The sequence below is a fragment of the Streptomyces echinatus genome (assembly GCF_014203595.1).
Lineage (GTDB): Bacteria > Actinomycetota > Actinomycetes > Streptomycetales > Streptomycetaceae > Streptomyces > Streptomyces echinatus.
This window is the reverse complement of the sequence record NZ_JACHJK010000020.1, coordinates 15,632-39,251: the sequence shown is the minus strand read 5'-3', so window position 1 is coordinate 39,251 and position 23,620 is coordinate 15,632. Positions and strand designations below refer to the sequence as shown.

At 69.2% G+C, this 23,620-nt stretch carries 24 protein-coding genes and 1 pseudogene; 8 read left to right on the top strand and 17 right to left on the bottom strand.

From position 1 onward, the window contains the following. Positions 1–20 precede the first annotated feature (20 nt). The 6 genes from FHS34_RS37035 to FHS34_RS37010 form a co-directional block, all read right to left on the bottom strand. Positions 21–674 carry a hypothetical protein gene (locus FHS34_RS37035; RefSeq protein WP_184973910.1) on the bottom strand — a complete coding sequence of 218 codons (654 nt, stop codon included), beginning with the start codon at positions 672–674 and terminating at the stop codon, positions 21–23. Between the two features lie 424 nt (positions 675–1,098). Next, positions 1,099–2,166, bottom strand: a complete 1,068-nt coding sequence (locus FHS34_RS37030) for a DNA polymerase III subunit beta family protein (protein WP_184973908.1) — start codon at positions 2,164–2,166, stop codon at positions 1,099–1,101. Between the two features lie 203 nt (positions 2,167–2,369). Next, positions 2,370–3,554: a cytochrome P450 gene (locus FHS34_RS37025; protein ID WP_184973906.1), complete on the bottom strand. Its 1,185-nt coding sequence runs from the start codon at positions 3,552–3,554 to the stop codon at positions 2,370–2,372. Between the two features lie 42 nt (positions 3,555–3,596). After that, positions 3,597–4,952, bottom strand: a complete 1,356-nt coding sequence (locus FHS34_RS37020; protein ID WP_184973904.1) for an NAD(P)/FAD-dependent oxidoreductase — start codon at positions 4,950–4,952, stop codon at positions 3,597–3,599. Next, a complete protein-coding gene (locus FHS34_RS37015) occupies positions 4,942–5,151 on the bottom strand; it encodes a ferredoxin (RefSeq protein WP_184973902.1) in 210 nt (69 codons plus the stop codon). Before FHS34_RS37015 ends, FHS34_RS37020 begins: the two co-directional genes overlap by 11 nt. Positions 5,152–5,303: 152 nt before the next feature. Then, positions 5,304–5,510, bottom strand: a complete 207-nt coding sequence (locus FHS34_RS37010; protein WP_184973900.1) for a DUF8825 domain-containing protein — start codon at positions 5,508–5,510, stop codon at positions 5,304–5,306. A gap of 131 nt (positions 5,511–5,641) precedes the next feature. Between FHS34_RS37010 and FHS34_RS37005 the strand changes: the two genes are divergently transcribed. The 5 genes and pseudogenes from FHS34_RS37005 to FHS34_RS36985 form a co-directional block, all read left to right on the top strand. After that, on the top strand, positions 5,642–6,739 hold the full coding sequence (locus FHS34_RS37005; protein ID WP_184973898.1) for a PP2C family protein-serine/threonine phosphatase: 1,098 nt from the start codon (positions 5,642–5,644) through the stop codon (positions 6,737–6,739). Positions 6,740–6,837: 98 nt separating this feature from the next. Further along, the gene (locus FHS34_RS37000) at positions 6,838–7,578 is read left to right on the top strand and encodes a class I SAM-dependent DNA methyltransferase (RefSeq protein ID WP_184973896.1); all 741 of its coding nucleotides are present in this window, start codon (positions 6,838–6,840) and stop codon (positions 7,576–7,578) included. Between the two features lie 280 nt (positions 7,579–7,858). After that, a complete protein-coding gene (locus tag FHS34_RS36995; RefSeq protein WP_184973894.1) occupies positions 7,859–8,350 on the top strand; it encodes a sortase in 492 nt (163 codons plus the stop codon). 132 nt (positions 8,351–8,482) lie between these two features. Continuing rightward, the gene (locus FHS34_RS36990) at positions 8,483–9,133 is read left to right on the top strand and encodes a class F sortase (RefSeq protein ID WP_372478635.1); all 651 of its coding nucleotides are present in this window, start codon (positions 8,483–8,485) and stop codon (positions 9,131–9,133) included. Positions 9,134–9,168: 35 nt separating this feature from the next. Beyond that, positions 9,169–9,268, top strand: a pseudogene (locus FHS34_RS36985) (phosphorothioated DNA-binding restriction endonuclease); the annotation flags it as partial. Positions 9,269–9,479: 211 nt separating this feature from the next. Here FHS34_RS36985 and FHS34_RS36980 read toward each other — a convergent pair. Further along, positions 9,480–10,982, bottom strand: coding sequence for a carboxylesterase/lipase family protein (locus tag FHS34_RS36980; RefSeq protein WP_184973892.1), 1,503 nt, complete (start codon positions 10,980–10,982; stop codon positions 9,480–9,482). 544 nt (positions 10,983–11,526) lie between these two features. Here FHS34_RS36980 and FHS34_RS36975 point away from each other — a divergent pair. Then, positions 11,527–11,910, top strand: coding sequence for a hypothetical protein (locus FHS34_RS36975; RefSeq protein ID WP_184973890.1), 384 nt, complete (start codon positions 11,527–11,529; stop codon positions 11,908–11,910). A 140-nt stretch (positions 11,911–12,050) separates the two neighbouring features. Then, positions 12,051–12,797 (top strand): alpha/beta fold hydrolase, encoded by a 747-nt coding sequence (locus FHS34_RS36970; protein ID WP_184973888.1) that lies wholly within the window; start codon positions 12,051–12,053, stop codon positions 12,795–12,797. Positions 12,798–12,895: 98 nt separating this feature from the next. On the opposite strand, the gene FHS34_RS36965 is transcribed toward FHS34_RS36970, so the two are convergent. The 5 genes from FHS34_RS36965 to FHS34_RS36945 form a co-directional block, all read right to left on the bottom strand. Continuing rightward, the gene (locus FHS34_RS36965) at positions 12,896–13,300 is read right to left on the bottom strand and encodes a hypothetical protein (protein WP_184973886.1); all 405 of its coding nucleotides are present in this window, start codon (positions 13,298–13,300) and stop codon (positions 12,896–12,898) included. A gap of 49 nt (positions 13,301–13,349) precedes the next feature. Beyond that, the gene (locus FHS34_RS36960) at positions 13,350–13,697 is read right to left on the bottom strand and encodes a sulfurtransferase TusA family protein (RefSeq protein WP_184973884.1); all 348 of its coding nucleotides are present in this window, start codon (positions 13,695–13,697) and stop codon (positions 13,350–13,352) included. Then, a complete protein-coding gene (locus FHS34_RS36955; RefSeq protein ID WP_184973881.1) occupies positions 13,697–14,368 on the bottom strand; it encodes a carbonic anhydrase in 672 nt (223 codons plus the stop codon). The genes FHS34_RS36960 and FHS34_RS36955 overlap by 1 nt, the downstream gene beginning before the upstream one ends. A 58-nt stretch (positions 14,369–14,426) precedes the next feature. Further along, complete coding sequence (locus FHS34_RS36950; RefSeq protein ID WP_184973879.1) at positions 14,427–15,098, bottom strand: alpha/beta fold hydrolase; 672 nt, start codon at positions 15,096–15,098, stop codon at positions 14,427–14,429. A gap of 146 nt (positions 15,099–15,244) precedes the next feature. After that, positions 15,245–16,177, bottom strand: coding sequence for a LysR family transcriptional regulator (locus FHS34_RS36945; protein WP_225817786.1), 933 nt, complete (start codon positions 16,175–16,177; stop codon positions 15,245–15,247). A 144-nt stretch (positions 16,178–16,321) separates the two neighbouring features. Between FHS34_RS36945 and FHS34_RS36940 the strand changes: the two genes are divergently transcribed. Continuing rightward, entirely contained in the window at positions 16,322–17,056 is a 735-nt protein-coding gene (locus FHS34_RS36940) for a flavodoxin family protein (protein ID WP_225817777.1), read from the top strand. 61 nt (positions 17,057–17,117) lie between these two features. Here FHS34_RS36940 and FHS34_RS36935 read toward each other — a convergent pair whose 3' ends face one another. The 5 genes from FHS34_RS36935 to FHS34_RS36915 all read right to left on the bottom strand — a co-directional run bounded on the left by FHS34_RS36935 (position 17,118) and on the right by FHS34_RS36915 (position 22,993). Next, positions 17,118–17,654 (bottom strand): cysteine hydrolase family protein, encoded by a 537-nt coding sequence (locus FHS34_RS36935; protein ID WP_184973875.1) that lies wholly within the window; start codon positions 17,652–17,654, stop codon positions 17,118–17,120. A 67-nt stretch (positions 17,655–17,721) separates the two neighbouring features. Beyond that, the gene (locus tag FHS34_RS43905) at positions 17,722–18,369 is read right to left on the bottom strand and encodes a response regulator transcription factor (protein ID WP_184973873.1); all 648 of its coding nucleotides are present in this window, start codon (positions 18,367–18,369) and stop codon (positions 17,722–17,724) included. Between the two features lie 189 nt (positions 18,370–18,558). After that, positions 18,559–19,803 (bottom strand): sensor histidine kinase, encoded by a 1,245-nt coding sequence (locus FHS34_RS36925; RefSeq protein WP_184973871.1) that lies wholly within the window; start codon positions 19,801–19,803, stop codon positions 18,559–18,561. A gap of 227 nt (positions 19,804–20,030) precedes the next feature. Then, positions 20,031–21,065: a magnesium transporter CorA family protein gene (locus FHS34_RS36920; RefSeq protein WP_225817778.1), complete on the bottom strand. Its 1,035-nt coding sequence runs from the start codon at positions 21,063–21,065 to the stop codon at positions 20,031–20,033. A 1,742-nt stretch (positions 21,066–22,807) separates the two neighbouring features. After that, positions 22,808–22,993 (bottom strand): hypothetical protein, encoded by a 186-nt coding sequence (locus FHS34_RS36915; protein WP_184973869.1) that lies wholly within the window; start codon positions 22,991–22,993, stop codon positions 22,808–22,810. Between the last annotated feature and the right edge of the window lie 627 nt (positions 22,994–23,620).

The following is a 23,620-nucleotide window of genomic DNA, read 5'->3' as shown; positions in this document are numbered from 1 at the left end:
GCGCGTCGGGATCCCGATCGCTACGCGTCCATCGAGAGATGGTGGCGGGAGGAGCTGCGGTACGTGGAGATGCCGACGGCCAGCAGCCAGTAGCTGAGCAGGGCCCCCATGAGCGCGGTGGTGCCCCAGCCGTTGGCCGCGTAGAAATGGCTCGGGGTGTTGCCGAAGAACAAGGACGGCACGAACGCCAGATTGCAGCCGGCCAGGATGTACGCGGACCGGCCGACCCAGCGGGGCAGCAGGTCCGTGCGCGAGACGACGTGGCCCAGTGTGGCCAGGAACAGCGCCAGCAGCAGCCGGGAGATCGAGCCGTAGAGGATGTAGGTGCCGCTGACCGTGATCGTCGGATCGATCGGGCGGTCGACGGCGATCACCGTACCGGCCTCCAGCCCGGTGGAGACCAGGGCGATCGCCGAGTAGACCAGGCCGACGGCGAAGGCCAGCGAGCCGGCCCACTCGTAGTCGGGACGTGTGCGCCTGACCAGTTCCCGGAACGCGGTCACGAACACGGCCAGGCCGGTGAGGCCGACGATGCCCAGCAGCAGCCTGCTCAGGACGTTGGCGTCCGGCGGCGGGCCCGAGTAGACGAAGTACAACGGGACTTCGACGATGAGGGCGACAGCGGTGACGATGCCGGCGACGCCCGTCAGGCGCCTGGCGAAGCTTTCGTTCATGGGAGTTCCCCCGAGTCCGTGGGTGGGTTCCGCGTCGGTCCGTGCGCCGACGTCATGAATCCTGCCGCCGGCCCGGGCCGGCGTCCCTGGGCCTGGACACCGGATCGAGGGTGGTGCCGGTGACACCTTCGGCCGAGGGCGTCGGAGAGGTCGCACATCGCGCCGATGAGGAGGAGAGGACCGTACGCGCGTGGACCGTGAGATGCGTACCGTGTCGCCCGCCGGGACCGCTGTCCGCCGCAGCGAGCTGCCAGAAGTGCAGCCGTCCTCACGCCGCGCCGCGAGTGGGGGCCCAACCAGGCATGCATGGGCGACGGCGCCGTGCCCACCCCGAGCACATCCGCCGCCGTCGATGAGTGCCCCAGCACCCCGATCCGGCCGCGTGCGACGGGTCTGGGCGGGCCGGATCAGGGTGAATGCGTGGTCAGTCCTCCAGCTTGAACGGCATCAGGATCGAGAAGGCGTCCTCGTCGTCGAGCCGGCGGATCCCGATCGGCGCTGTGGGGTTGCCGAGCTCCAGAATGAGTCGGTCCCGGGCCCCGGCTGCCAGCGCGTCCAGCAGGAACTCACGGTTGACGGCGATGCGGTTGGGGTCTTCGTCACCGTCGGCGCAGACGGTCACGGTGTCGCCGTCCTCCACCCTGAGCACGCTGAGGTCGGGCGCTCCGGCCTCCCCGGCACGGACAGGACCGGACTCCAGAGCCTTCCGGAGGGCCGCCACCTCGACGACGGCGCGGCGCCCCCCGGCCTGGGGGAGGAGACGGCGGTAGTCGGGGAAGTCGTGGTCGAGGCACCGGCCGGCGGCCTGCCTGTCCGCGGCCTCGAGTGTCACCCGGTCACCGTCGACGGAGAGCCGCACGGGTCCCTCGCCGTCCAGGAGCGCCCGCATCGCGTCGGCGAGCGCGGTGGGCACGATGACCTGCACTCGGTCCCCGTCGTGCCCTTCGATACCGGCCTGCGCGACAGCCATGCGGTACCGGTCGGTGGCCACGGCGTGCAGGCTGGCGCCCTCGATGTCGAACAGGACCCCGCCGAGCATTGGCAGCTCGGGGTCGGTGCTCACCGCGAAGCGGACCGTGTCCAGCGCGGCGGCCAGCTCGGGCGCGGGGCTGGACAGCCGGACGGTGGCGATGCGGAGCGAGGTCATGACGTTCTCCCGTTGATCGAGTAGTGCTCGGAGCGCGGAGAACTCGCTGCGGGCGTCGGACAGTCCCTGTTCGAGGCGGCCCAGGTGCGCCTTGAGCAGCTTCCGGACCAGATCGGTGTCCGCGCCGGACCAGCTGGCCAGCACCAGCCGGATGTCCGCCAGCGGCATCCCGGCCCGGCGCAGGCGGAACAGCAGCCGCGCCTCTTCGAGCTGCTCGGGTTCGTACCAGCGATAACCGGTCACCGGATCCACCCAGGCCGGGACCAGCACACCGGCCCGGTCGTAGAACCGCAGGGCGCTCACGCCCAGGCGGCTGTCGCGGGCCATCTCCCCGATGCTGCGCATGTCGTTCTCCACACCCAGCACTCTGGGCCCTGCACCAGGTCGAGGGTCAACCCGGCGCCGGAGCGGCTCTCTTCCGGCTGCGCAGCGCGTTTGGCAGGTCCTGTCTTTGCGACGCCGGTGCCGGTGCGGGCCGAAGCGGATGGCCCCGACCCGCGCACGCCCTTCCAGCCCCCTCGCCCGGCGTCTCCGCCCCGGCCGGGATTTCAGAGCTGGACGGGCAGGTGGCGGGGGCCGCGGAGCATGGCGTTCTGCCGGTAGGGGGGCGGGTCCTGGACCAGGCGGGCCTCGGCGAGGCGGGGGAGCAGCGCACCGAGGGCGGTGTAGGCCTCGAGGCGGGCGAGCGGCGCCCCGTAGCAGAAGTGGATACCGCTGCCGAATCCCAAGTGCTGGGTGTCAGTGCGGGTGGGGTCGAACCGGTCGGGGTCCTGGAACCGCCTGGGGTCACGGTTGCCCGCGCCGAGCACCAGGATGACGGAGGTGCCCGCGGGGATGCGCGTGCCGGCGACGTCGATGTCGGAGTGCGGGATGCGCTCGCGCATGTGAACCGGTGGTTCGTAGCGCAGCAGCTCCTCCACGGCCCGCGGCAGCAGTTCGGGTTCCCGCCGCAGGAGGTCCTGCTGCTCGGGCTGGCGCAGGAGGGTGAGCACGCCGTTGGTGATGAGGTTGACCGTGGTCTCGTGTCCGGCGATGAGGAGCAGCACGGCCGTCTCGGCGAGTTCCTCCCGGGTGAGCCGCAGGGCGGGATCGGGCTCGTTGACGAGGGCGGAGAGCAGGTCGCCGCTCGGCTGGCCGCGGCGCTGTTCGGCCAGGTTCACCAGATAGCCGCCCATCTCGATCCGCGCCTGGTCGCCCGCCTTGCGGGTGTCCGTCGAGTCCTGGTCGGGCTTGAGGTCAGCGGCTGCGACGAGCGCGTCGGACCATCCCCGGAACAGCGGCTCGTCCTCGCGCGGCACACCGAGCAGGCGGCAGATCACGGTGACGGGAAGCGGGTAGGCGAAGTCGTCGACGATGTCGATCTGCCCGCCCGTCTCGAAGGGCTCCAGCAATTCCTTGGTGATCCGGTCGATCTCGCCGCGCATGCTGTCGACCCTGCCGGGCGTGTGCGGCGGCCCGAAGGGCCGCATGGCCAGCGTGCGCAGCCGGTGGTGCTCGGGGTCGTCGAGCCGCAGGAACGGAGGCTTTTGGGTCTCCTCGCCCCGGGTGCGGGGGTCGGCACTCATGCGTGGGTCATGGAGCAGGGCGGCGATGTGGTGGTAGCCGCCGATCAGGCAGTTGCCGCCCGCCTGCCACACCACGGGACCGGCCTCGCGGAGTTCGGCGTACAGCGGGTAGGGGTTGGGGCGGCTGGCGTAGTCGCTGATCCGGGCCAGCAGGGTCTCCGAGTCCATGACGGCTCCTCGCGGTGGGGCAGGAGATGGGTCGGCCGGTGGTCACACCACCGTCAGCCGGCGGTCGGGAAGGTGACCGGTGAGCGCGACGGTCGGACCGTGCGACAGCACCGAGGGATCGGGTACGGCGGAGGGGATCGTGATGTCGGCTGCGATCGCGCGGTCCGCCGCGCCGGGCGGGGGCGGGAACGGTGCGGCCGTCTCGATCAGGTGCTTGTAGTAGTCGAGCGATCTGGACATGTCGACGGTGACCGCGGCGGTGACCCGGCCCTTGTAGCCGTAGACCATCGCCAGCCGGCGCGCCTCGAGTGAGCCCTGGGCGATGACGATGTAGTCGGAGTAGGTGGGTACGCCGACCGACTTGATGTTGAGCCCGAACTGGGTCGACCAGAACGTCGGCACGGCCAGGTGCGGGCGCCGCAGCGCTCCCGGGCTGACCATGTTGTGGGCCGCCACCTCGGCCTGTTCCACCGCGTTGCCCCAGTGCTCCAGGGAGAGCATCTGGTAGCCGAACAGCGGGTGGGGGAAGCGGGAGACGTCGCCGGCCACGTAGATGTCGTCGGTGACGATCCCGTACATGTCGAAGGCGCGGCACCCGGCGTCGCAGGCGATCCCGCGGGGGCCCACCGCCAGCCCGGAGTCAGCCAGCCACTCGACGTTGCGGACGGCGCCCAGCGCCACGACGCACACGTCGGCAGGGACGCGGCTGCCGTCCGACAGCTGTGCGCCGGTGAAGGCGCCGTTCCCGGTCAGGGCGGTCACCGTCACCCCGGTGCGCAGGTCCACGCCGTGGTTGCGCTGCATGACGGCCGCGAGTTTCGACAGGGTGGCACCGAGCGCGCCCACCAGGGGCGCGGGGCCGCGTTCGGCGACCGTCACCTGGAGCCCCATTTCCCTGCAGGCCGAGGCGATCTCCGAGCCGGTGAAGCCGGCGCCGATGACCAGCACCCGCTCCGGTCCGGCGGCCAGGCGTTCGGCGAGACCCGCGCCGTCCTCACGGGTGCGCAGGGTGAACACTCCGTCCATGGCGGCCTCGTCCGGGTTTCCCCAGGGCCGCGCACGGGTTCCCGTGGCGATCAGCAGCCGGTCGTACGGCAGCGACTCCCCGTCCTCCAGCAGCACCCGTTTCGCCAGCCGGTCCACACCCGTGGCGCGTACGCCGAGGCGCCACTCGGCCTCCGGGTCCCGGCGCATGGGCAGTTCCGTGGTGTCCGCCGTCGCCTGGCCCAGGAGCACCTGCTTGGACAGCGGTGGCCGGTCGTACGGCGCGTGCGGCTCGTCCCCGACCAGGGTCAGTGAACCGGTGAAGCCCTCCTCGCGCAGCGTCTCCGCGGCCCGCAGTCCGGCCAGGGACGCGCCGACGATGACGATACGGCCGTCCTTCAGGTCATCGGGCACCGCCGCTCACCTCTTCTCCGAGCAGGATGGCCTGCACCGGACAGGCCGCCGCGGCCTCGCGAACGCGCGAGACCTGGTCGTCGGGGACGGCCGTGGCGTACAGCAGCCCCTCCTCCCCGTGCAGCTTGAACACCTCGGGCGCGTGGAACACGCACTGCGCATAGCCCTGGCACCGGGTGAGATCGACAACGGTCCGCATCGTCACCACTTCCTCCGTTGTCCCAGCCCCCTCACCTCCAGCATGAGCCGGGGGCCAGAGGCTCGCTCGGTGACCCTGCGGAAGTCGTCGGGCAGCCGTCGGCCGGCCGACGGGCCAGGGTCCGGTCGGTCACTGACGAGCGAAGCGGCAGCTCAGGGGGTGGTCCGGGCATGGCGCGCGCCGTGCAGCGCGGCCCAGCCCGCTGACGGCCGGCCCTGCCAGTACGGGTGGAACAGCACCTGCGACGACAGGGAGATCAGTCGCCTCCGGAGCGCGGTACGCGGGCGTGCCGCGAGGTGCCGGTAGGTGGCGTGCCACTCGTCCTGTGCGTGAGCGAGGTCGTCGGGAATCGGACTCATGGCTGAATTCAAGCATGTGTTCGATTTTCTCCGCCACGTCCCCCGGCCCTGACGGCGAAGGGTCCCGGACGGGTGCCCGGCTCCGATCCGTCAAAGCGCTATGCCCTCATTGCGTAGATATTCTGTGGAGTGTGATCGAGTCTGGACGGCCGCGGCTCCGTCGCAGCTACGGCCGGGGGAGTTTCGTGCGGCTGTCGCCGGTCATCCTGACCGTCGTCATCGCCAGCCTGGCGTACTCCACGCCCCCGGACATGGCCTTCAGCCGCCTCCTGCCCGCGGCGCCGGCCCTCGCCGCCGCCATGTGGCCGGTGCTCCCCACCGTGCTGCTGGGGACGGTCTGCCTCTTTCTGATGATCGGCCTCAGCATCGTGTTCCCCGGACTGGGGACGTGGTGGACGGCCGCGGGGATCATCGCGGTCACCGTGGCGGCCGCCTACGGAAGTCATGTCCGGCTCCAGCGGGAGCGGACCCTCTTCCAGGTGAGGCTCGTCGCCGACGCCGCGCAGCAGGTCGTACTGAGTCCCATGCCGCGCCGCTTCGGCAGCGTCGAGATCGAGTCGCTGTATCTCGCGGCCGCGGCGGAGGCCCGCATCGGAGGTGATTTCTACGAAGTGGTCGACACGCGCTACGGGGTCAGGCTGCTCATCGGTGACGTGCGGGGCAAGGGCCTGCCCGCGGTGGGGGCGGCCGCGGCGATCGTCAACGCCTTCCGTGAGGCGGCCTACAGCGAGGCCGACATGGTCAGTGTCGCGCGCCGGCTGGACGCCAGCAGTACCCGCTACAACGCCGCGTTTCCTCCCGACGGGCGGATGGAGCGCTTCGCCACCGCGCTTCTCGTCGAGATCCCGCACGGGGGCAGGCGCATCGAGATCCTCAACTGCGGACATCCCCCGCCGCTGCTCCTGAACGGCGGTGAACTGCGTGCCCTCGAGCCCACGGCCCCCTCGCCACTGCTCAACCTCGCGGAGCTGATCGGCGATCACTACAACGTCGACACCTTCGACTTCGCCCCCGGCGACCTGCTGCTTCTCTACACCGACGGGGTCGCCGAGGCCCGCGCCCACGACGGCGAGTTCTTCCCGCTGGCGGCCTGGATGCGCCGACAGCCCCAGACGCCGCCCCATGAACTGCTCACGGCACTTCACCGAGACCTCCTGCACTACACCAGAGGACACCTCGACGACGACATCGCCGCCCTTGCCGTGCGCCTGTGCGAACCCCCGGACTGAGAACCCCCGCCGAAATCGCCTCCTAGGGCCGAGGAACCGGAACCGGGGAAGTTAAATGCGGTGACAGCGCCCCCCGGTACCTGCCATCGTGGCCGCCCGTGACGAGCAGTGAGCTGTGGACCCGTGCGACCGCCGACCGCTACGACGCCGAGGAGAGCGAGATGTCCTCGGCGGCCGTTCTCGAACCGACTCTCACCTTCCTCGCCGAGCTCGCCGGAGACGGCCGGGCCCTGGAGTTCGCCATCGGAACCGGACGAGTGGGCGTCCCGCTCCGGGAACGCGGCGTGCCGGTGGCGGGCATCGAACTGTCCGAGCACATGGCAGCGGTCCTGCGGCGCAAGGCCGACGAGGACACGCTCCCGGTGGTCGTCGGGGACATGGCCACCACCGTCGTCCCCGGCGAGTTCACCCTGGTCTATCTGGTCTACAACACCATCTCGAACCTGCTCTCGCAGGACGAGCAGGTCGAGTGCTTCCGCAACGCCGCACGTCATCTGGCGCCCGGCGGCCGATTCGTCATCGAGCTGGGCGTGCCGCCGCTGCGGTCCCTGCCGCCCGGCCAGGTCGCGGTGCCGTTCGACGTCTCCGAGCAGCACCTCGGCTTCGACACCTTCGACCTGGTCGAGCAGATCCTCGTCTCGCACCACTTCACCCGCGACGGAGACGACGGCCGCTACCGCCGCGACCTCTCCCGGCACCGGTACGCCTGGCCGGCCGAGCTCGACCTGATGGCGCGGATCGCCGGGCTCGACCTGGAACGCCGCGTCGCGGACTGGGACGGGACGCCGTTCACCCAGGACTCCGCGAAGCACATCTCCGTGTGGCGCAAGCCGGCCTGAGGCCGGGTTTCAGCCCTGGGTGGAGGGGGCGTCGGCCACGGTCGCAGGAGGGGCGGCTTTCACCGTTATGGGGACGGGGCGCCGGGTGATTGATTCGCTGATCCTCGCGTCGGTGACCTGCGGCAAGCGATCAAGTGGAGAGGCCGACGCACCTGACTGGGTGACACATGTGGCGTCTCGTCAGGTTGCGGAACTGATGGACTGTCGGTTGCCTCGTGAACGGAAACACAGGAGAGGCGCCGCGCAGACAGGCCGGTCACTGTTCCGTTGGAGGATTCGCATGCGTTACACACACATGGGTGCGAGTATCGGCCTGGCTCTCGGTGCCCTCGGACTGCAGATCCCGGCAGCTGCCGCGGCCGAGGACTCAGACGTCAGCATCGAGCCGTGGAACGCGTCCCCGGGCTCGACCGTCACGGTCAGTACCAGCGTCTGTGACTCCGACGCGGACTACGGCAAGGGCTGGTCGGAGGCGGCAGGAGAGTTCCACCTCTTCCAAGGCGACGAGGAGGGGGTGCTCACCGGCCAGTTCCAGATCCCGGAGGGCACCGAGCCGGGAAGCGACACGGTCACCCTGAAGTGTCCGCCCCTGACCAAGGTCACGGGGACGTACCAGGTCACCGGCCACGCCCCGAACGGCTCGGTCAACGCCGGCTTCGGACCGGCCGAAGACACGGGTGTGGGGCGCGCACTGGGCGGTGCGCTGCTCGCCATGGCCGCCGCCGGGGGTGTGCTCTGGATGTGCCGCCGCCCGAACGGCAACCGAACCTGACCGACCGACTCCACCGACCGGATACGTCCACTCCGGCCGGAACCGGCTTCCGCGACGAAGTCGATCCGGTGGCGAAGGCCGTCCCCCCCCCGCTGCACAGCCCCGTCCCTGTGGAGCAAAGGCTCGAACGCGATGGTACCCAGACACCACACCAGCGCCTCCGAAGATCCGTTCATCCGCGCGGTGCCCCTCCTGGCCTGCGCCATGACGGCAGGGGCGGTGCTGCTCATCGGCGGCGGGCGCGACGAGCGGCCACCGCAGCCACCGCCGTCCCGGGCCCTCTCGACGTCCGCGGTCCCCACCCGCCCCGAGGTCCGTTCACTGCCTCCCGCGGATCCGGTCCGGCTCCGGATCGACGCCATCGGCGTGAACGCCCCGATGACACGGGTGGGCCTTGACGCGACAGGGGCGCTACGGACTCCACCAAGTGACAAACCCGGCTTCGCCGGCTGGTACGGCGACGGCCCGACCCCCGGTTCGGCAGGAACCGCCATCGCCGCCGGGCACGTGGACACACCCACCGGCAGCCCCGGGGTCTTTTACGACCTGGGCGCCCTGACCGAGGGCGCCACCATCGAGATCAGCCGGGCGGACCGGCGGACAGCGGTGTTCGTCGTGCGCGCCGTCGAGCTCTACGACAGGCAGGAGTTCCCCAGCAAGAAGGTCTACGGCAGTTCCGGCCGGCCCGAACTCCGGTTGATCACCTGCGGCGGCGGCTACACCAAGAGCACCGGCTACCTGGGCAACGTCGTGGTCTACGCGACGCTGACCGCGGTGACGTGACCCCTCTGGGCCGGGCCCCACTATGATCACCGGCCATGGACTGGCCGGCACGCGCCGCGAAGCCGAGGCAGTGGACCAGCAACGGGGCCCGCGCTCCGCACAAGCCGCTGCTGCTCCTGTACGCCCTCGGTTCTTCGACCTCACCCTGCCCGGGAGCGCGTCGTCGAGGCTGCAAGGCGATGGACGAGCGCCGCGCCATCACGGCCCTCCTCAAGCCCTGACCCCCCACGCCGGCCGCGAGTACGCCGCCGCCCCGGCCACCGGCTGACACCTGGCCCCCGACCCGGCACCCCCGAACGGCGTCCCCATCGCCGTCGAGTACGCAGGAGGGGGCGCGAGCTGCGGTTCAGGGGCGAAGAGGCGAATAGTCCGCCTGGCGCCACAGGGCGCGGATCGCGCTGTGCCGCATCCCGGCGGTGCTGTCCGCAGTGGTCCAGACATGGTGGGTTGTCGTCCGGCCGTTGAGGGGGGACCAGCCAGGGTCACCAGTGGTGGCGAAGCTGACCCACGCTCGCATCATGCGCTGGGACAGCTCGTGATCCGCCGCATTGGGCGGACCTCCGATGAGGAACTCCACGCTTTCCAGGGTGTGGTTGCCGAACGCGAAGGGGATGTCGGAGGAGTGCCAAGCACGAACCACGCCCTCGGGGCCCTGTCGGTGACGGGCGAAGCTGGACGTGAATGCTCGGCCACCGGCTTCGGCGTGCCGCTCCGCCAGCCGGCTGGTGTACTCGCTGAACAGCAGGTCGCCGAAGATCGCAAGGTAGATGTCGCTGACGGGGGCACCGGGCATCAGCTCCCGGTAGCCCCGCACCAGATTGTCGGGGAGGCGGAAGTCTCGGGCGAAGTCGGCCAGTTGCTCGTCGGTGGTGACTTTCGCGCTGCTGCCGACGGCGTCCATCAGCCAGTACTCCTCGGTGGTGTGGGACACCAGAAGGTCCACCGCTTCCGGGGCACTGGCCGCCGGCGCCGTCAGAGGGTCGCTGGGCAGGATGTCTCCGTCGACGACCGGACCGTAGATGACGGGGTTGTAGTGGCGGGGCCCGGAACCCGGATCTCGGCGGTAGCTGTCGACGACACGATCGGAGGCCGCGACCAGTGCGTGCGGGGTCGCGGACATCAGATGCGTGGAGGTGGCGGGGATGCCGGCCGCCGCGGCGACCCTCCGGGTGGTCTCGGCTGCGAGTTCCTTCGCATAGCAAGGGCCGACGACGCTGTGGGCGATGACCCGGCGGAACAGCCCGCGTGCCTGGTCCATCACCATCAGGCAGGCAGCCGAGGACGCTCCGGAGGACTGCCCCGCCACGGTGACATCGGCCGGGTCGCCGCCGAAGGAGGCGATGTTGTCGCGCACCCACCGCAACGCGGCGATCTGGTCGAGCAGGCCCCGGTTCTCCGGGTACGGCGGCTCGGTACCGGGCGGGATGTGACCGAAGCCCTCGAAGCCAAGCCGGTAGTTGAAGGTCACCACCACGAGACCGGCACGGGCCAGGGCGCTGCCGTCGAAGTCGGGCTGCGCCGAAGAGCCGAAGGTATAGGCACCACCGTGGATCCAGACCAGGACCGGCAACGGACCGCCGGCGGAGGCCGGAGCCCAGATGTTGAGCGTGAGGATGTCCTCGTCGCCGGGCGACCAGGACGGCGCCCCCGGAAGCCGCGCCGACTGCGGGGCCACCGGTCCAAAGTCCCGGCACTCACGGACGCCCTCCCACGCCTGAACCGGACGCGGCTCCCTGAAGCGGTTGATCCCGAAGGGCGCGGCAGCATAGGGAATACCGAGGAACGCCACGATGTCGGAGGCCGGCCGAATGCCCCGAACCGAACCGTCTTTCGTTTCGCGGATGTCCACAGGCTTCCTCCACCAGACGGATCGCAGTCGGCTGCCCGGAGCGCCGACCGCTCCAGCAGTTCATCGAACACAGCCTGCAGACTGCCAGGGAGGCGGAGTCCAGCGCCAACACCGGAGTGGGACCGATTGACGCACCTGCGATGTACATCGACAGTGGGCCGAAGGGGCCGAAAGCGAGCGGGGCCCGGCGCAGGGCCGTCGTCACCAGGGATGTCCGGGCGTGCCAGGCGAAGTTCGGCAAGGCTGAGCCCCGGTTCCGCACCGGAATGGGTCGCCGACGTCGGCGCCGTCCCGGCGCCCGGCGATCAGGCATGGGGCTTCGAGGAGTGGGTGCGGCACTGGCACACCGGCGACGACTGGTGGGCCTGATCGCTCCACCCCGCTCGGACACGGCCGTCGATCTTCCGGCCGCGGACCCCCTCGACCTCTCCCAGCGTGGCTCGGCGACCGGAGAAGGACCGAAGGGCGACAACGCGGCAGGACAGCCTACGATGAAACAACACGGCGCCATCTGGGGACTGGCGCCTTCGGGGGAGGGAACCCAGTGACCAGAGCCAGGCTCCTAGCCACCGCCGCGACCGCAGTGGTGGTTGCGTTAGCAGTGGGCCTCGCCATCCGCCTCAATTCCAAGGGCAACGACACCGCCACCGAAGCCCCTTACTACGGATCGATGCCGTGCTCCGAGTGGTTGGCCAGTGACGACGAACCGATGCGCCGAGAGGCGGTGCGCTCCCTGCTACAGGTAGAGCGCAACAACTACCAGGACTCCAGCGGCGAGATGGAGGCCAAGGCCGCATCCGCCGAGAGAATCACGGAGTTCGAGGCGAAGGTCAAGCACTGGTGCGAGAGGGAGAGAGCCTCGGACCCGACGCTCATCCAGGCGGCAAGCGGCACCTTCGCCGCGAACAAGAGCTACTTCGCGATGTAGCCGCTCGACGGCATCCAACTCCCTGCCGTCCCTCCCGGGGCCCCTGTTTAGGACGACGCTTGTCCTAGATCGGGCCTACCTTTCGTTCGACCTTGTTGGGCGGCGCTGTCCGTGCAACACCCGACTGGAAGGTGAACGACATGGCGACGTACGTTCTGGTTCCCGGCGCTTGGCTGGGCGCCTGGGTCTGGCAGGACACAGCCCACGCACTGACGAAGCTGGGTCACCGGGCACTGCCGCTCAGCCTGACCGGGCTGGGCGAACGAGCGCAGCTCGGCGCGCCCGACACCGACCTGGACACCCATGTCCAAGACATCACTGACTTTGTCGAGACGCGGAACCTGTCCGATGTGACGCTCGTGGCGCACAGCTACGCGGCAGCGCCGGTGAGCGGCGCCGCCGGCCGGCTCGGCCGACGGCTGCGGCGGCTGGTCTACGTCGACAGCGCACCGTTCGGCGAGGGCATGAGCATGCTCGGGCTGATGCCGCCGGAGCGGGTGGCGAGGATCCGCCGACAGGTCGCGGAGGACGGGGACGGCTGGCGGCTGCCGTTGCCTCCGTTCGAGGAACTGGGATCCGAGCGCACCCTCGACGGGCTCGGCGCCACACAGCGCCGGCTGCTGCGGGCCCAGGGAGCGCCGCAACCCTTCCGCACCTTCGAACAGCCGTTGATCAGCGCGGTCACGCCCGGCCCCGAGGTGGACCGAGTGGTCGTCGCCTGCCATGACTTCACCGCGATGCTGGACGCCGGCCAGCCGCTGCTTGCCAGCCTGAACATGTCGCCGTGGCGCCGGTTCGACCTGGCTACCGGGCACTGGCCGATGCTGTCCGCCCCGGTCGAACTGGCCGCGATCCTGCACGAGGCGACGCGTGAACGGACCGACTGACGCCGTCTCGACAGATCATCTCTTACATCCGATCCGGTCGCTGTGCCCGCGCGGGTGATCCCGCTGATGTGGGGCGTGCGTACCGTCCGAACGCGGTGTCACGCTTCGTCGTGGTGGATGAGGCGGCCCTCGGTGAGCCGCCAGTAGCGCTGGTGCCCGGTCAATCGCCAGGTTTCGTCAGCCGTGATCGCCTCCGTGATCCACTCGTGGAGTTGAGGGAGAGCATGCGCTCGTAGAACAGCGCGGGTGGTAGCACGCTCACTGGCATCGACCGGGTGAACGTCTATGCGGAAGCCGACCGTGTCCGGATGGATGCCGCGACCGTAGTTACGGGCGTTCGGGGCGACCCATGCCGCTCCCAGGGCGATGGATCCGCTGTCATGCCCCGTGAGGAACCGCAGGTCCGTGACACGGCTCATGTAAGGGCCCAGGCACTCGGTGATGTCGGTGGTGGTCAGGGGCCAGGCACGGTGCCGGGGCAGTTTTCGATCTCGTGCGGACATGGGAGCAGAATCGCAGAGGACCACCGCCCTCTCCCACTGGTTTGTTCGATTACTCACCATGCCCGGCGTAGATCTCACTGTGCTCGTCCACCGGATGCCACGGCGCGTCGGAGCGGGTGGAGCGGGCGCCGGCGGCGAGGCGGAGGGCGTAGACCGGCTGCTCGCCGGGGACGGGACCGAGGTAGGTGTGGCCGGTCATGTGGCACCAGGCGGGGAGGTCGAGCGGGGCGGCGGGGTCTGTGGCCATGACGTGGACGAGAGTGCCCGGCGGCGCACCGTCGATCCGCTTGCGCAGGCGGAGCAGGAGGGTGACGCAGAGCAGGCCTGTGCCATCGACGGTCAGGTCGGCCGCGGTGGACGGGGGCGGGTGCTCTTCAGACGGGTGCGACTGACCCATCAGCTGTTCGGGGCCGGCGTGGCGTCGGAGCGGAGGCCCTGCTCAGAGGGCAGATCCAGACCCCGGGAAGCGACCACCCGAGCGCTGCCCTCGGTCAGACGATAGGACAGGCCCACGACTGCCGTACGTCCGGAGGCGACCTGGTCCGCCAGTACCCGGGAGCGCTCCGAGATGAAGTCGACGGTGTGCCGGACATGCGTGGCGATGAAGTCGTCGTCCTGACTCAGCCCCGCGGCCTGAGTGGCCAGCACGCTGGGCGTCACCCGCTCTATCACGTCGCGGAGGTACCCGGGGGCGGTCGTACCGTCCTGCACGGCGGAACGGGTCGCCGCGACAGCACCGCAGGAGTCGTGGCCGAGGACCACGACCAGCGGACAGCCCAGCACGCTCACTCCGTACTCGATGCTGCCCAGCACCTCCGGCCCCGCCACGTGCCCCGCGGTACGCACGACGAACAGGTCTCCCAGCCCCTGGTCGAAGATGATCTCGGCGGCGAGCCGGGAGTCGGAGCATCCGAACAGCACGGCGAACGGACGCTGGGCGGAGGCCAGGCCGGCGCGGCGGGCGGCGTCCTGGTTCGGGTGTCGGGGTGTGCCGTCGGCGAAGCGGTGGTTGCCCGCCAGGAGCAGATCGAAGGCTTCGCGCGGGGTGGCAGGGGCGGCGTCAGTCATGATCCCAGGCTACGGCTGGATACGGTTCGCCGATGAGCCGGGGGCACCCGGACGAGGCTCACTCGTCGAGCAGGAGGATCCGCTGGAAGTCGTCCAGGGCGTCGCGGACGACGTTGTGGCTGCAGTCCAGGACGTGTGTGCGCCACTCGGGATCCTTGGCGAGACGCTCGTGGAGCTCGGTGAACGGAGTGCCGGTCCAACCGGACAAGTAGACGTAGTCGCGCGTCGCGATCCGCCCCAGCCCGTCACCGGTGAGGCGCAGACGCTGGAGGAAGGACGCAAGGGGGTGTGCTGTCGTGCGAGGGTCCAGGCCGGGTGGGGGCTGAACCGAGAAACCGTCGGCGGCGGCGCCGCTGAGGAAGATCTGCCGGAACGCCTCCGTGGTGAGCTCCCAGCAGGACTGGCCGTTCTCGGGGACGTAGGCATCGCTGTACACGAGGCGGCGGACGAGGCCGGGAGCGGCGCGGTCGGCGACGCCGGTGATCACCATGCCCGCGTAGCTGTGCCCGACGAGGACGGCATCGGAGACCTGCTCGGACGCCAGTACGGCAAGCACGTCCTCTATGTGGGTCTCCAGGTTCACCGCCGGACCACTGAGATGCGCGCGGTCCCCGAGGCCGGTGAGCGTGACGGGCAGAGCCCGGTGTCCCGCGGCCCTGAGCCTGTCGGCCAAGCCCGAGTAGTGCCAACCGCCATGCCAGCCACCGGGAACCAGAATGAACGTCGCCATCTCCGCCTCTCCTGTCACGCGAAGACCGACACTCTCATGAATGTGCTTGCCATTCATCGGAGTTTTTCGCGGGTGGTCGGGGGGACGGGTGGCTGAGCGCGTGCCTCCTCACTCCATGCCGCCTACGATCAGCCGGTGCCGGACACTCATCGGCGGATCGGCAGGGTCTCCTCGGCCGGCGACGGTGAACCGAAAGAGGACGGCCCTGCCGAGGCGTGCAGCAGCAGGTCGCGCAGTGCAGTGGCGGCGTCCGACGGCTCGGCGGGGGTGAGGACGACCTGGTCGACGCTGGTCGAGGGGCCGGTGAGGGGGATGATTCGCAGGCCAGGAGGCTGGTGGTCGAGTGCGGACTCGACGGCGATGCCGATGCCCGTTCCCGCGGCGACATGAGCGGCGATGGCGTTCACACTGTCGGCGGTTCTGATGATGCGCAGGTCGGCTCCGCCGATGTGGAAGGCGGCGAGGAGGCGGTCGCAGAGGCCGCTGTTGATCTGGTGGGGCCAGGTCAGCAGGTCGCTGGTGGACAGTTCGGACGCGCTCAACTCGGCGTGACCGGCGAGGGGGTGGGCCGCGGGCACGAGCGCCATGAACCTCTCGGTGGAGAGCACCCGCGCGCGTACGCCGGTGACGTCCCCGGTCGCCCAGCCGATGCCGAGCCCGATGGTCTCCGCCCGCAAGGCGGTGAGCTGGGCTGTGGTCGGCATGCTCTCCGGCACGATCGTCATGTCGGGGAAGAGGTCGCGCAGTTGAGGCAGGCAACGCAACAGCAACTGCTGGCCGGTGTATTCGGCGTGGGCGACGACGAGGGTGGTGCGGGCCTGCTCACCGGCGGCCAGGGATCGCCCGCGCTGCTGGAAGCGGCGCAGCTGGGCGAGGGTGGCGCGGGCGTCGGGCAGCAGCGCTTCACCGAGGCCGGTCAGTGACACCCGGCGGCTGGTGCGGTGGAACAGCCGCCCGCCCAGGCTGCTTTCCAGCCGCCTGATGGCGTCGCTGACGGTGGGCTGCCCCCGGTGCAGTCGGGCGGCGGCGCGGCCGAAGTGGAGCTCTTCCGCGACCGTGACGAATGCTTCCAGTTCCATCCTGTCCACGCCGCCCAGGCTAACCCGATCGATCGGCGTGACCGATCGCTGCGCGCCGGAGTCCGGCGTTGATGCCGTGCCGTGCGCAGGTTGTGATGGAGGGGCGAGCAGGGCCTTCCTACGACCGTAAGCAGAGAAGAGCACATGACAGTCAATGACGTTGACCGTGAGCACGAGGCACCGATGATCACAGTGACCGTGGTCTACCACTCGGTGCACGGGCACACCCGGATTCTGGCCGAACACCTCGCCGATGGGGCGCGGCTGGTGCCGGGCGCCCGGGTGCACCTCGCCGAGATCCGGGCCGAGGACGTCACCGCGGGCCGCTGGCACGACGCCGAGGTGCTGGCGCTGCTCGAACGCTCCGACGCGATCGTCTTCGGCTGCCCGACACTGATGGGCAGCGTGTCGGCCGTGTTCAAGGCCTTCATGGAAGCGGCGTTCACGCCGTTCACGACGCAGGCGTGGAAGGACAAGCTGGCCGGCGGGTTCACGATGTCCGCCTCGCAGAGCGGCGACAAGCTGGCGGTTCTGGAGCAGTTGGCGGTCTTCGGCGCGCAGATGGGCATGCAGTGGATCGGTGTGGGCGACATGCCGGGCAACAACTGGAGCGGCGGCTCCCGGGACGATGTGAACCGGCTGGGCTCGTGGCTGGGGCTGATGAGCCAGAGCCACGCCGATCAGGGGCCGGAGCACGCCGGCTCGCGCGGTGACCGGATCACCGCGCGGCGGTACGGCGAGCGGATCGCCGGGTTGACGCAGCGTTGGGTCAACGCCGTTCCGTACGACACCTCCCGGATGACCGAGCATGAGGCCCGCGCGCTGTCGGCCTCCCTCCGGGAGACGGACGGCGCACCAGCAGCGCTGACCGGCGCCTGACCCTGCGGATCACCGGGCACCGGCGCCTCGCACCGTCACCGGTGAACACCAGGTGCCCGAGTCACGTCCAGAGTTCCTGGCTCGTGCACACGCGTGCGCCCATGTTCCTCTCCGTCATACGCAGTGCCGCATCCGCGAGGTCTTCGTGGATGTGTGCCACTGCGTCCCGGGGGATGATCACCTCGAGGTGGCGGATGTGGGCGTCGAGGGCGGAGTAGAGGACGCACTGCTCGGTCACCTGTCCGCAGAGCACCAGCTGCCCGATTCCCTCCTGGTGCAGCAGATACCTCAGGGGCGTCTCGTAGAAGATGGAGTGCCGGGCCTTGAGCACGAAAAGGGAGTCGGGGTCGGGTCGCAGCGGCTCGACGAGGGCCGCATGGGGACTGCTCAGGGCATGGTCCAGTAGCTCGCCATGATGTGAGCGCCACTGGCCGAAGTTGTCGTTGACGTAGATCACGGGGGCCCCGTGGCGCCGCGCACGCCGCAGCAGATCTGTCAGTACCGGCACGACCCTCCGCGCTGACGGAAGCAGCAGCTCGGCGTCCGGATGATCGTAGGTATTGATCATGTCGATGATGATCAGTGCGGTCTTGCCCATGCGGGGTTCCCCCGATGCTCTGCGTTTGCTGGGATCGCCGGGATTTATGTCCTGAAATCAAAGCTACTTATTCGAGCAGTCCGCGTCGCATTGCTTCGGCGACGGCCTGGGCACGGTCGTTGACGTTGAGCTTTTCGTAGAGGTGTTGGGTGTGGGTCTTGACGGTGCTGGCCCCGAGGAAGAGTTCCTGGGCAATTTGGGGGGTGGTGAGGCCGCGGGCCATCGCACTGAGAACTTGTTGTTCGCGTTGGGTGAGGGTGGGGGCGTTCTGGGCGCGCCTGGTGCGGATCTCCTTGGCCAGGCTGGTGGTGAGTTCGGGTGGGACGATGGTCTGGCCGTGGTGGATGGCTCGGACCGCATCGATGATGTCGGTGCGTTTGCTGTCCTTGGTGAGGTAGCCGGCGGCTCCCTCTTCGATGGCGTGGTAGACGGAGGTGCTGTCGGTGAAGGCGGAGAGGAGGAGGACGCGAGTGGGGATGTCATCTCTGGTGACGGCGTGGAGAACGGCGATGCCGTCGAGTTCGGGCATGCGGAGATCGAGAATGGCGATGTCAGGCTGTTCCCTGCGGATGATGTCGAGGGCGTCGCGGCCGTTTTCCGCCTCGGCGATGACGTCGATGGTTCCGCTGAGTTGCAGTGCGCGTGAGATGCCTTCCCGGAAGAGGGGGTGGTCGTCGGCGATGACCACGGTGATGCGGGGGTTCGGCGTTGCCACGGCAGTCCGGCCTTTCGTCTGCGGAGTGCTGCTGTGTGTGGTCGTCGGCGGCTTTGGCTGGCTCTGGCTTCAGCGTAGGTGAGCTTTTCCTGCCGTGTGCGGGGCGTGGGGCGTGACGGCGGGTCGGGGACCGGCGACTGGGCAGGGCAAGGTGCCGCCGGAGTGGCCGATCGTGCATCGCCGGCCCGCTTATGTACGGGGTATGACGGCTTCGGTGGTCGTGCCGCCGGTGGCATTGTTCCTTATGGTGAGGGTGCCGCCGATGCTTTCGATACGTGCGCGGTGGGAAGCGATGCCGATGTGCCCTTGGGAAAGGCTTTTGGTAAGGGCGTCCTGCGTTATTCCGATGCCGTCGTCGGTGATGGTCAGTCGCACGCTTGCGGGGTCGTGATCATTTTCGGTGAGGGTCAGGGTGACGTTTCTCGCGTGGGCGTGTTTGACGACGTTCTCGAGGAGTTCTCGGGCGAGCCAGAAAAGGGGCCGGTCGGCGGTGCCGGCGGTGGTGATGGTGGTGTGGATTTCCATATGAAACTTTCCTCGTTCGGATGCCTGCCGGGTGAGGTGGGTGAGGGCGGGCACCAGTCCTCCGGTGACGAGGACCTCCGGGTGGAGGGTGTGGACCGAGGAGCGGAGTTGTCTGCTGGCTTCGGTGAGGGCTTCGTCGGCTCGGTCGAGGGCGGTGTCGGTTGTCTCGGGGTTGGTGGCGGCTTCGTCGATGAAATGACGGGCGGCGAGGACGTTTTGCAGGGCTCCGTCGTGGAGGGTTTCGGCGATCTTTCGCTGTTCTGTTTCTTCTGCCGCCATGATGCGGTCGAGGAGACGGAGGCGGTGTTCGGCGAGTTCGCGTATGGATTGCACGCGGTGTTGCTGGACGTCGGAAAGAAGAACGCAGCCTGCACAGACGACCAGGATGAAAAGAGTGTGGATGATGGTGTAGTGCCAGTAGGGCTGTGCAAGGTGGCCGATGCCCGTCCCCAGGGCGTAGCTGGCGGCGGCGAGGATTCCCGAGGCGGCTGTGAGGGCCGGGCGCATCTGGAAGGAGGCGAGAACGGGGATGAAAAGGAAGATGTCGGCTGACAGCGGTGAGCTCCAGTTCGGGTCGGAGAAGTTCCCGGAGACTGCCATCAGCGCGGTGAGCAGGGTCAGGTCGGTCAGTGGGTAGACCCAGCTGGGTAGTGGGCGGTGTGCGGTGAAGGCCGTGTACAGGGTTGCCAGGGTCCACAGGGTGTAGGCGGCGGCCAGTGCGATGGAGAGGGGGAGCTGTTCGTCGGGCGGGAACACCGCGAGGTCGGTGACGCACGCGAGGACGATGGCGAGGCGGAGCAGGGCCTGCCACTTGAAGGACCGCTGCAGGTGCAACGCCGGCATGTCGGGGGCGTTCCCCGGGGTGGGCGCGGGGGCATCGGCGGGTGGAAACGCGTCCGGAGGTGTCATGTCGTCCTCTTCCCGGCCGTGGCTGCGTGGGGAAAACGGGTCCGCCAGGGTCCGCTGCGGTCTGCCGAAGTTCGCGAGGGCCAGGGGTGTGCGAGCGGGCGTGTGTGCCGGGCATCGCCGGGGTGATGGCCGCCGAGGTGGCTGCGCTGGTCGGAATGACCATTTTAGGCGCCGGCAGTGGCCAAGGCGGCTGGTAAGCGGCTGAACAGGAAGAACCAGCCGTCTTGCTAGTCGTTTTCGCGGAGTCTGCGCCAGATTCGGGTGCGATGGAGCATGTAGAGGGAGACGAAAAGTACCAGTACCTGCAGACCTACGGCGAGCAGCCAGAATTCGTCCCTGCTTTCCAGTCTGTCGGTGAGGAAGGTGAAGTTCATGCCGAAAAAGCCGGTGAGGAATGACAGGGGGAGGAAGACAACCGAGACGATGGCCAGGCGGTTGATCACGCCGTTCTGTTCGTCGGCGACAAGTGAGGAGTAACTGGCGAAGGCGCGGCGAGTGGCTTCCTGAAGGGACTCGATGTCTGCCAGCACCAGTCGCCCGCTGGTCTGGAATTCTCTGGCATAGCGCTGTCGTTCTTCGGGGAAGTTGGGGCTTGTCATCCGCCGGGTGAGGATCTGGTCGGTGACTTCGAGGAAGGGGCGCAGGGAATGATGCAGGAGGGCGGAATGACGTCGTAGCTGGGCCAGGCGGAAAACCTGTGCGGGATTGCGTTGCTCAAACATTTCGTCTTCGAGTTCCTCGGTCTCCAGCAGAGCCTGTACGGCGGCTTGGCGGAAGGTGCCCAGAGCCTCTCCGAGCAGGAGGAAGAGCACGGCCACGGGGTCAGGGGGCCGTTCGTGCTGCAGCGCGTCGGTGATGGTCCTGGCCAGGTCGGCCTGGCCTCTGTGTGCGGTGACCAGGAAGCGTTCGGTGACCACTGCGTGGATGTGGATGATCTGTTCCTCGTGGACCACGGGTACGACGAGGCCTGTGCCTTCTTTGCGGTATTCGGCCCGCGCGGGCTCACCTGCCCTGCCGAACCAGTCCAGTCTCTCGGCGTCCAGGCCGAGCTGCTCGGCGAGTGACTCCGCTTCCGGCTCTCCTTGCTGCTGGGCCTGCCCATGTGCTGGTGGCTGTGGCTGCTCTGGTGCTTCTGCGGGCGTTTCCTCGGGCAGTTCGATGTCGACGAGTACGAAGGGGTCTCTGTCCAGCCGGGTGCGTGCTTCCGCGGCATCCGTCCGGGTGACAATCACCTCTGGCATCGACACCACCGTTACGATCATCGCCCTCGCCGTTCGTCCCGAAGTTCGCGAGTTCCAGCGTTCGCGTGCTCTTGTGTGCCCGCACGCGCAGGCACTCGTGTGCCGTGCCGGGCGGTCCGAACGGATGACGGGGCGTGCGTGCAGGTGCCCGTATCCGGGCGCCGGCAAGGTGACGGCATCGGGGATGGGAGCCGGGCCCTCTCGGCCCCCGTCGGTCTTCCGGGGGGCCGGTCGGTCTTGTGCCTCGGTCGGGAAGGTGAGGGGGAGTGTCCACCAGCTGGTCCCCCGGCTGGGGGACACCCGGGGGCTGGCGCGGAGGCTGAAATGAATTACGCAGGTTCGTTCAACCGGAACTGCAATTCCCCTGAAGCTCGGAAAATCACGAGGTTTCTCATGTTCAACGCCCGACGTCACGCCGCCCGTATCGCTGGTATTTCCTGCATCGCTGCTCTGGCCGCCGGAGGCTTCGGTGTGGCCAGTGCCGAGGCGGCGCCGATGGTGCACCACCACGGGGCGACGCATTACACCAGCCACCACCAGCACGGCTCGCGGTACGACAGCTCGCACCGCAGCGGTTCCGGCAGGTACGACAGCTCAGAGCACAGCAACTCGCGGCACGACAGTACAAGAACAGCAACTGGTCGAAGAACCCGGTGAAGGGCGGGAACACCCAGGGCGGTACCCAGGGTGGCGGGAGTGGGAACACCCAGGGTGGCACTCAGGGTGGCGGGAGTGGGAACACCCAGGGTGGCACTCAGGGTGGCGGGAGTGGGAACACCCAGGGCGGTACTCAGGGTGGCGGGAGTGGGAACACCCAGGGTGGCACTCAGGGTGGCGGGAGTGGGAACACCCAGGGCGGTACTCAGGGTGGCGGGAGCGGGAACACCCAGGGCGGTACCCAGGGTGGCGGGAGCGGGAACACCCAGGGCGGCACTCAGGGTGGCGGGAGCGGGAACACCCAGGGCGGTACCCAGGGCTAAGGGGCGAAGGAGAGCCGGTACCCCGCACAGGGCAGCCTGTGCGGGGTACCGGCTTTGTCACGCTTCAGGCGTGGCTGACCAGCATTTCGGTCGAGCTGAGGCTGGTCACGGGGGGTTGGCCGCCATGCGGCAGGCACCGGTGGCGGCGCCGCCCGGAACGCCGGCTGTGGTCAGGGCGCTCACGCAGGCCTGGAGGTCATTGTGGACACCTCTGGTGCACGCGGCCGTGACGGCGTCGGATACGGACACACCCGTCTGCTGAACCATGTTCGTGCAGGCGGGGATGTCTGCTTGGGCTACGGGGGCGGTAAGGCCGATGCCGCCGATCGCGAGGGTGACACCGGTGAGGACAGCGGGGATACAGGCTGGCATGCGCATGGAAAGCACCTGCTCTGCGGGGGTGGGTTGTCGCGGGATTCGCGCGCCGGGCTGTAGAGGCGGCCGGTGCACCACCGAGGGCCAAGGCCCTGGGCGTTCATCGGCTCGGCAGGGCGGCCCCTCCTGTCTCTGACGCTAGAACAGCCCACGTCATCACGCACGTTGGCCCGACAGGGCGAGGGGGAAACCGGGCTGTGCTTCGGTGAGGTGGCAGGGCAGGATGCCCGGAAGCCGCTCGGCGACGGCTTGCCTGGCTGCTAGGGGCCGCACCAGGGCTGATCAGGAAGCTAGGCGGGGTGCGTCCTGTGATGCACGATGACCGATACGTCGTTCTCCGTGCGTCGGAGCGCCCCCCCGGTGATCCCGGTGATCCACGGATTCTTCAGGCAGGGACGCGGGGCTCGCTCAGCGGACGGTTCGGCTGCTCTGCCGGGCATGCTCGACGAGGAGGGCTACCCGGTTCTCTGCCGCGGCCCGCACCAGGTACTCCCCGAGGAACTCACCACGGGGGCTGTAGACCTCGAAACGGTCGGCTATCTGCTGAATCCTGAAGCCGTCTCGGCCGGGGGCGGGAGCGTACTGAGTGGTCATGATGGTGATCCCTGTGTTCCGTGCCGTGGGGGGAGGGGCGGAGAGGAGTCCGCCGGTGGACCTGCTCACAGTCTGGACACGACCCCCGGGCCGGGCTGATCGGCCGACCGGGGGAGTGCGTGGGGGATTACGACGTAGGTGGCACGGGGGAGGGAGAGGCCGAGTGGCGGTGCCTGCGGAGTAATCCGGTCCTGGCGGAGTCACCCGGTGAAATCGGTTCCGGCGAGGTCGGCCTGTTCGGCCGGTGTGCGGGACGATGACGGTATGGGAACCGGGATTCCGTCCGCGCGGCGGGAGGTCGGGTCATTGAGGCCCCGGGGACGGGACCCCCGGCGGTGGGCCGTGGTGAAGGGGCGGGCGGTGGGTAGGGGCCGCCTTGAGGGCGTGTGACCGGGCGGTTCGGGCGTGGGCGCGGGGCGGGGTTGCCGGCGTTGTTCGCCCCTGTGTCGGGCAGCCGGCCGGCTGTGGTGGCGGGGCTGGCCAATGGGGTCGCGATCGGTGTGCTGCTGCTGGCCGGGGTCGCTGCGGGGGACGCGGCGGCAGGGGCGTGGGCGGCGATGGGAGCGTATCTGGCGGCGTTCACCAACAAGGGCGGTGCCCGCCGGCCGCGTACCTGGGGTCTGCTGG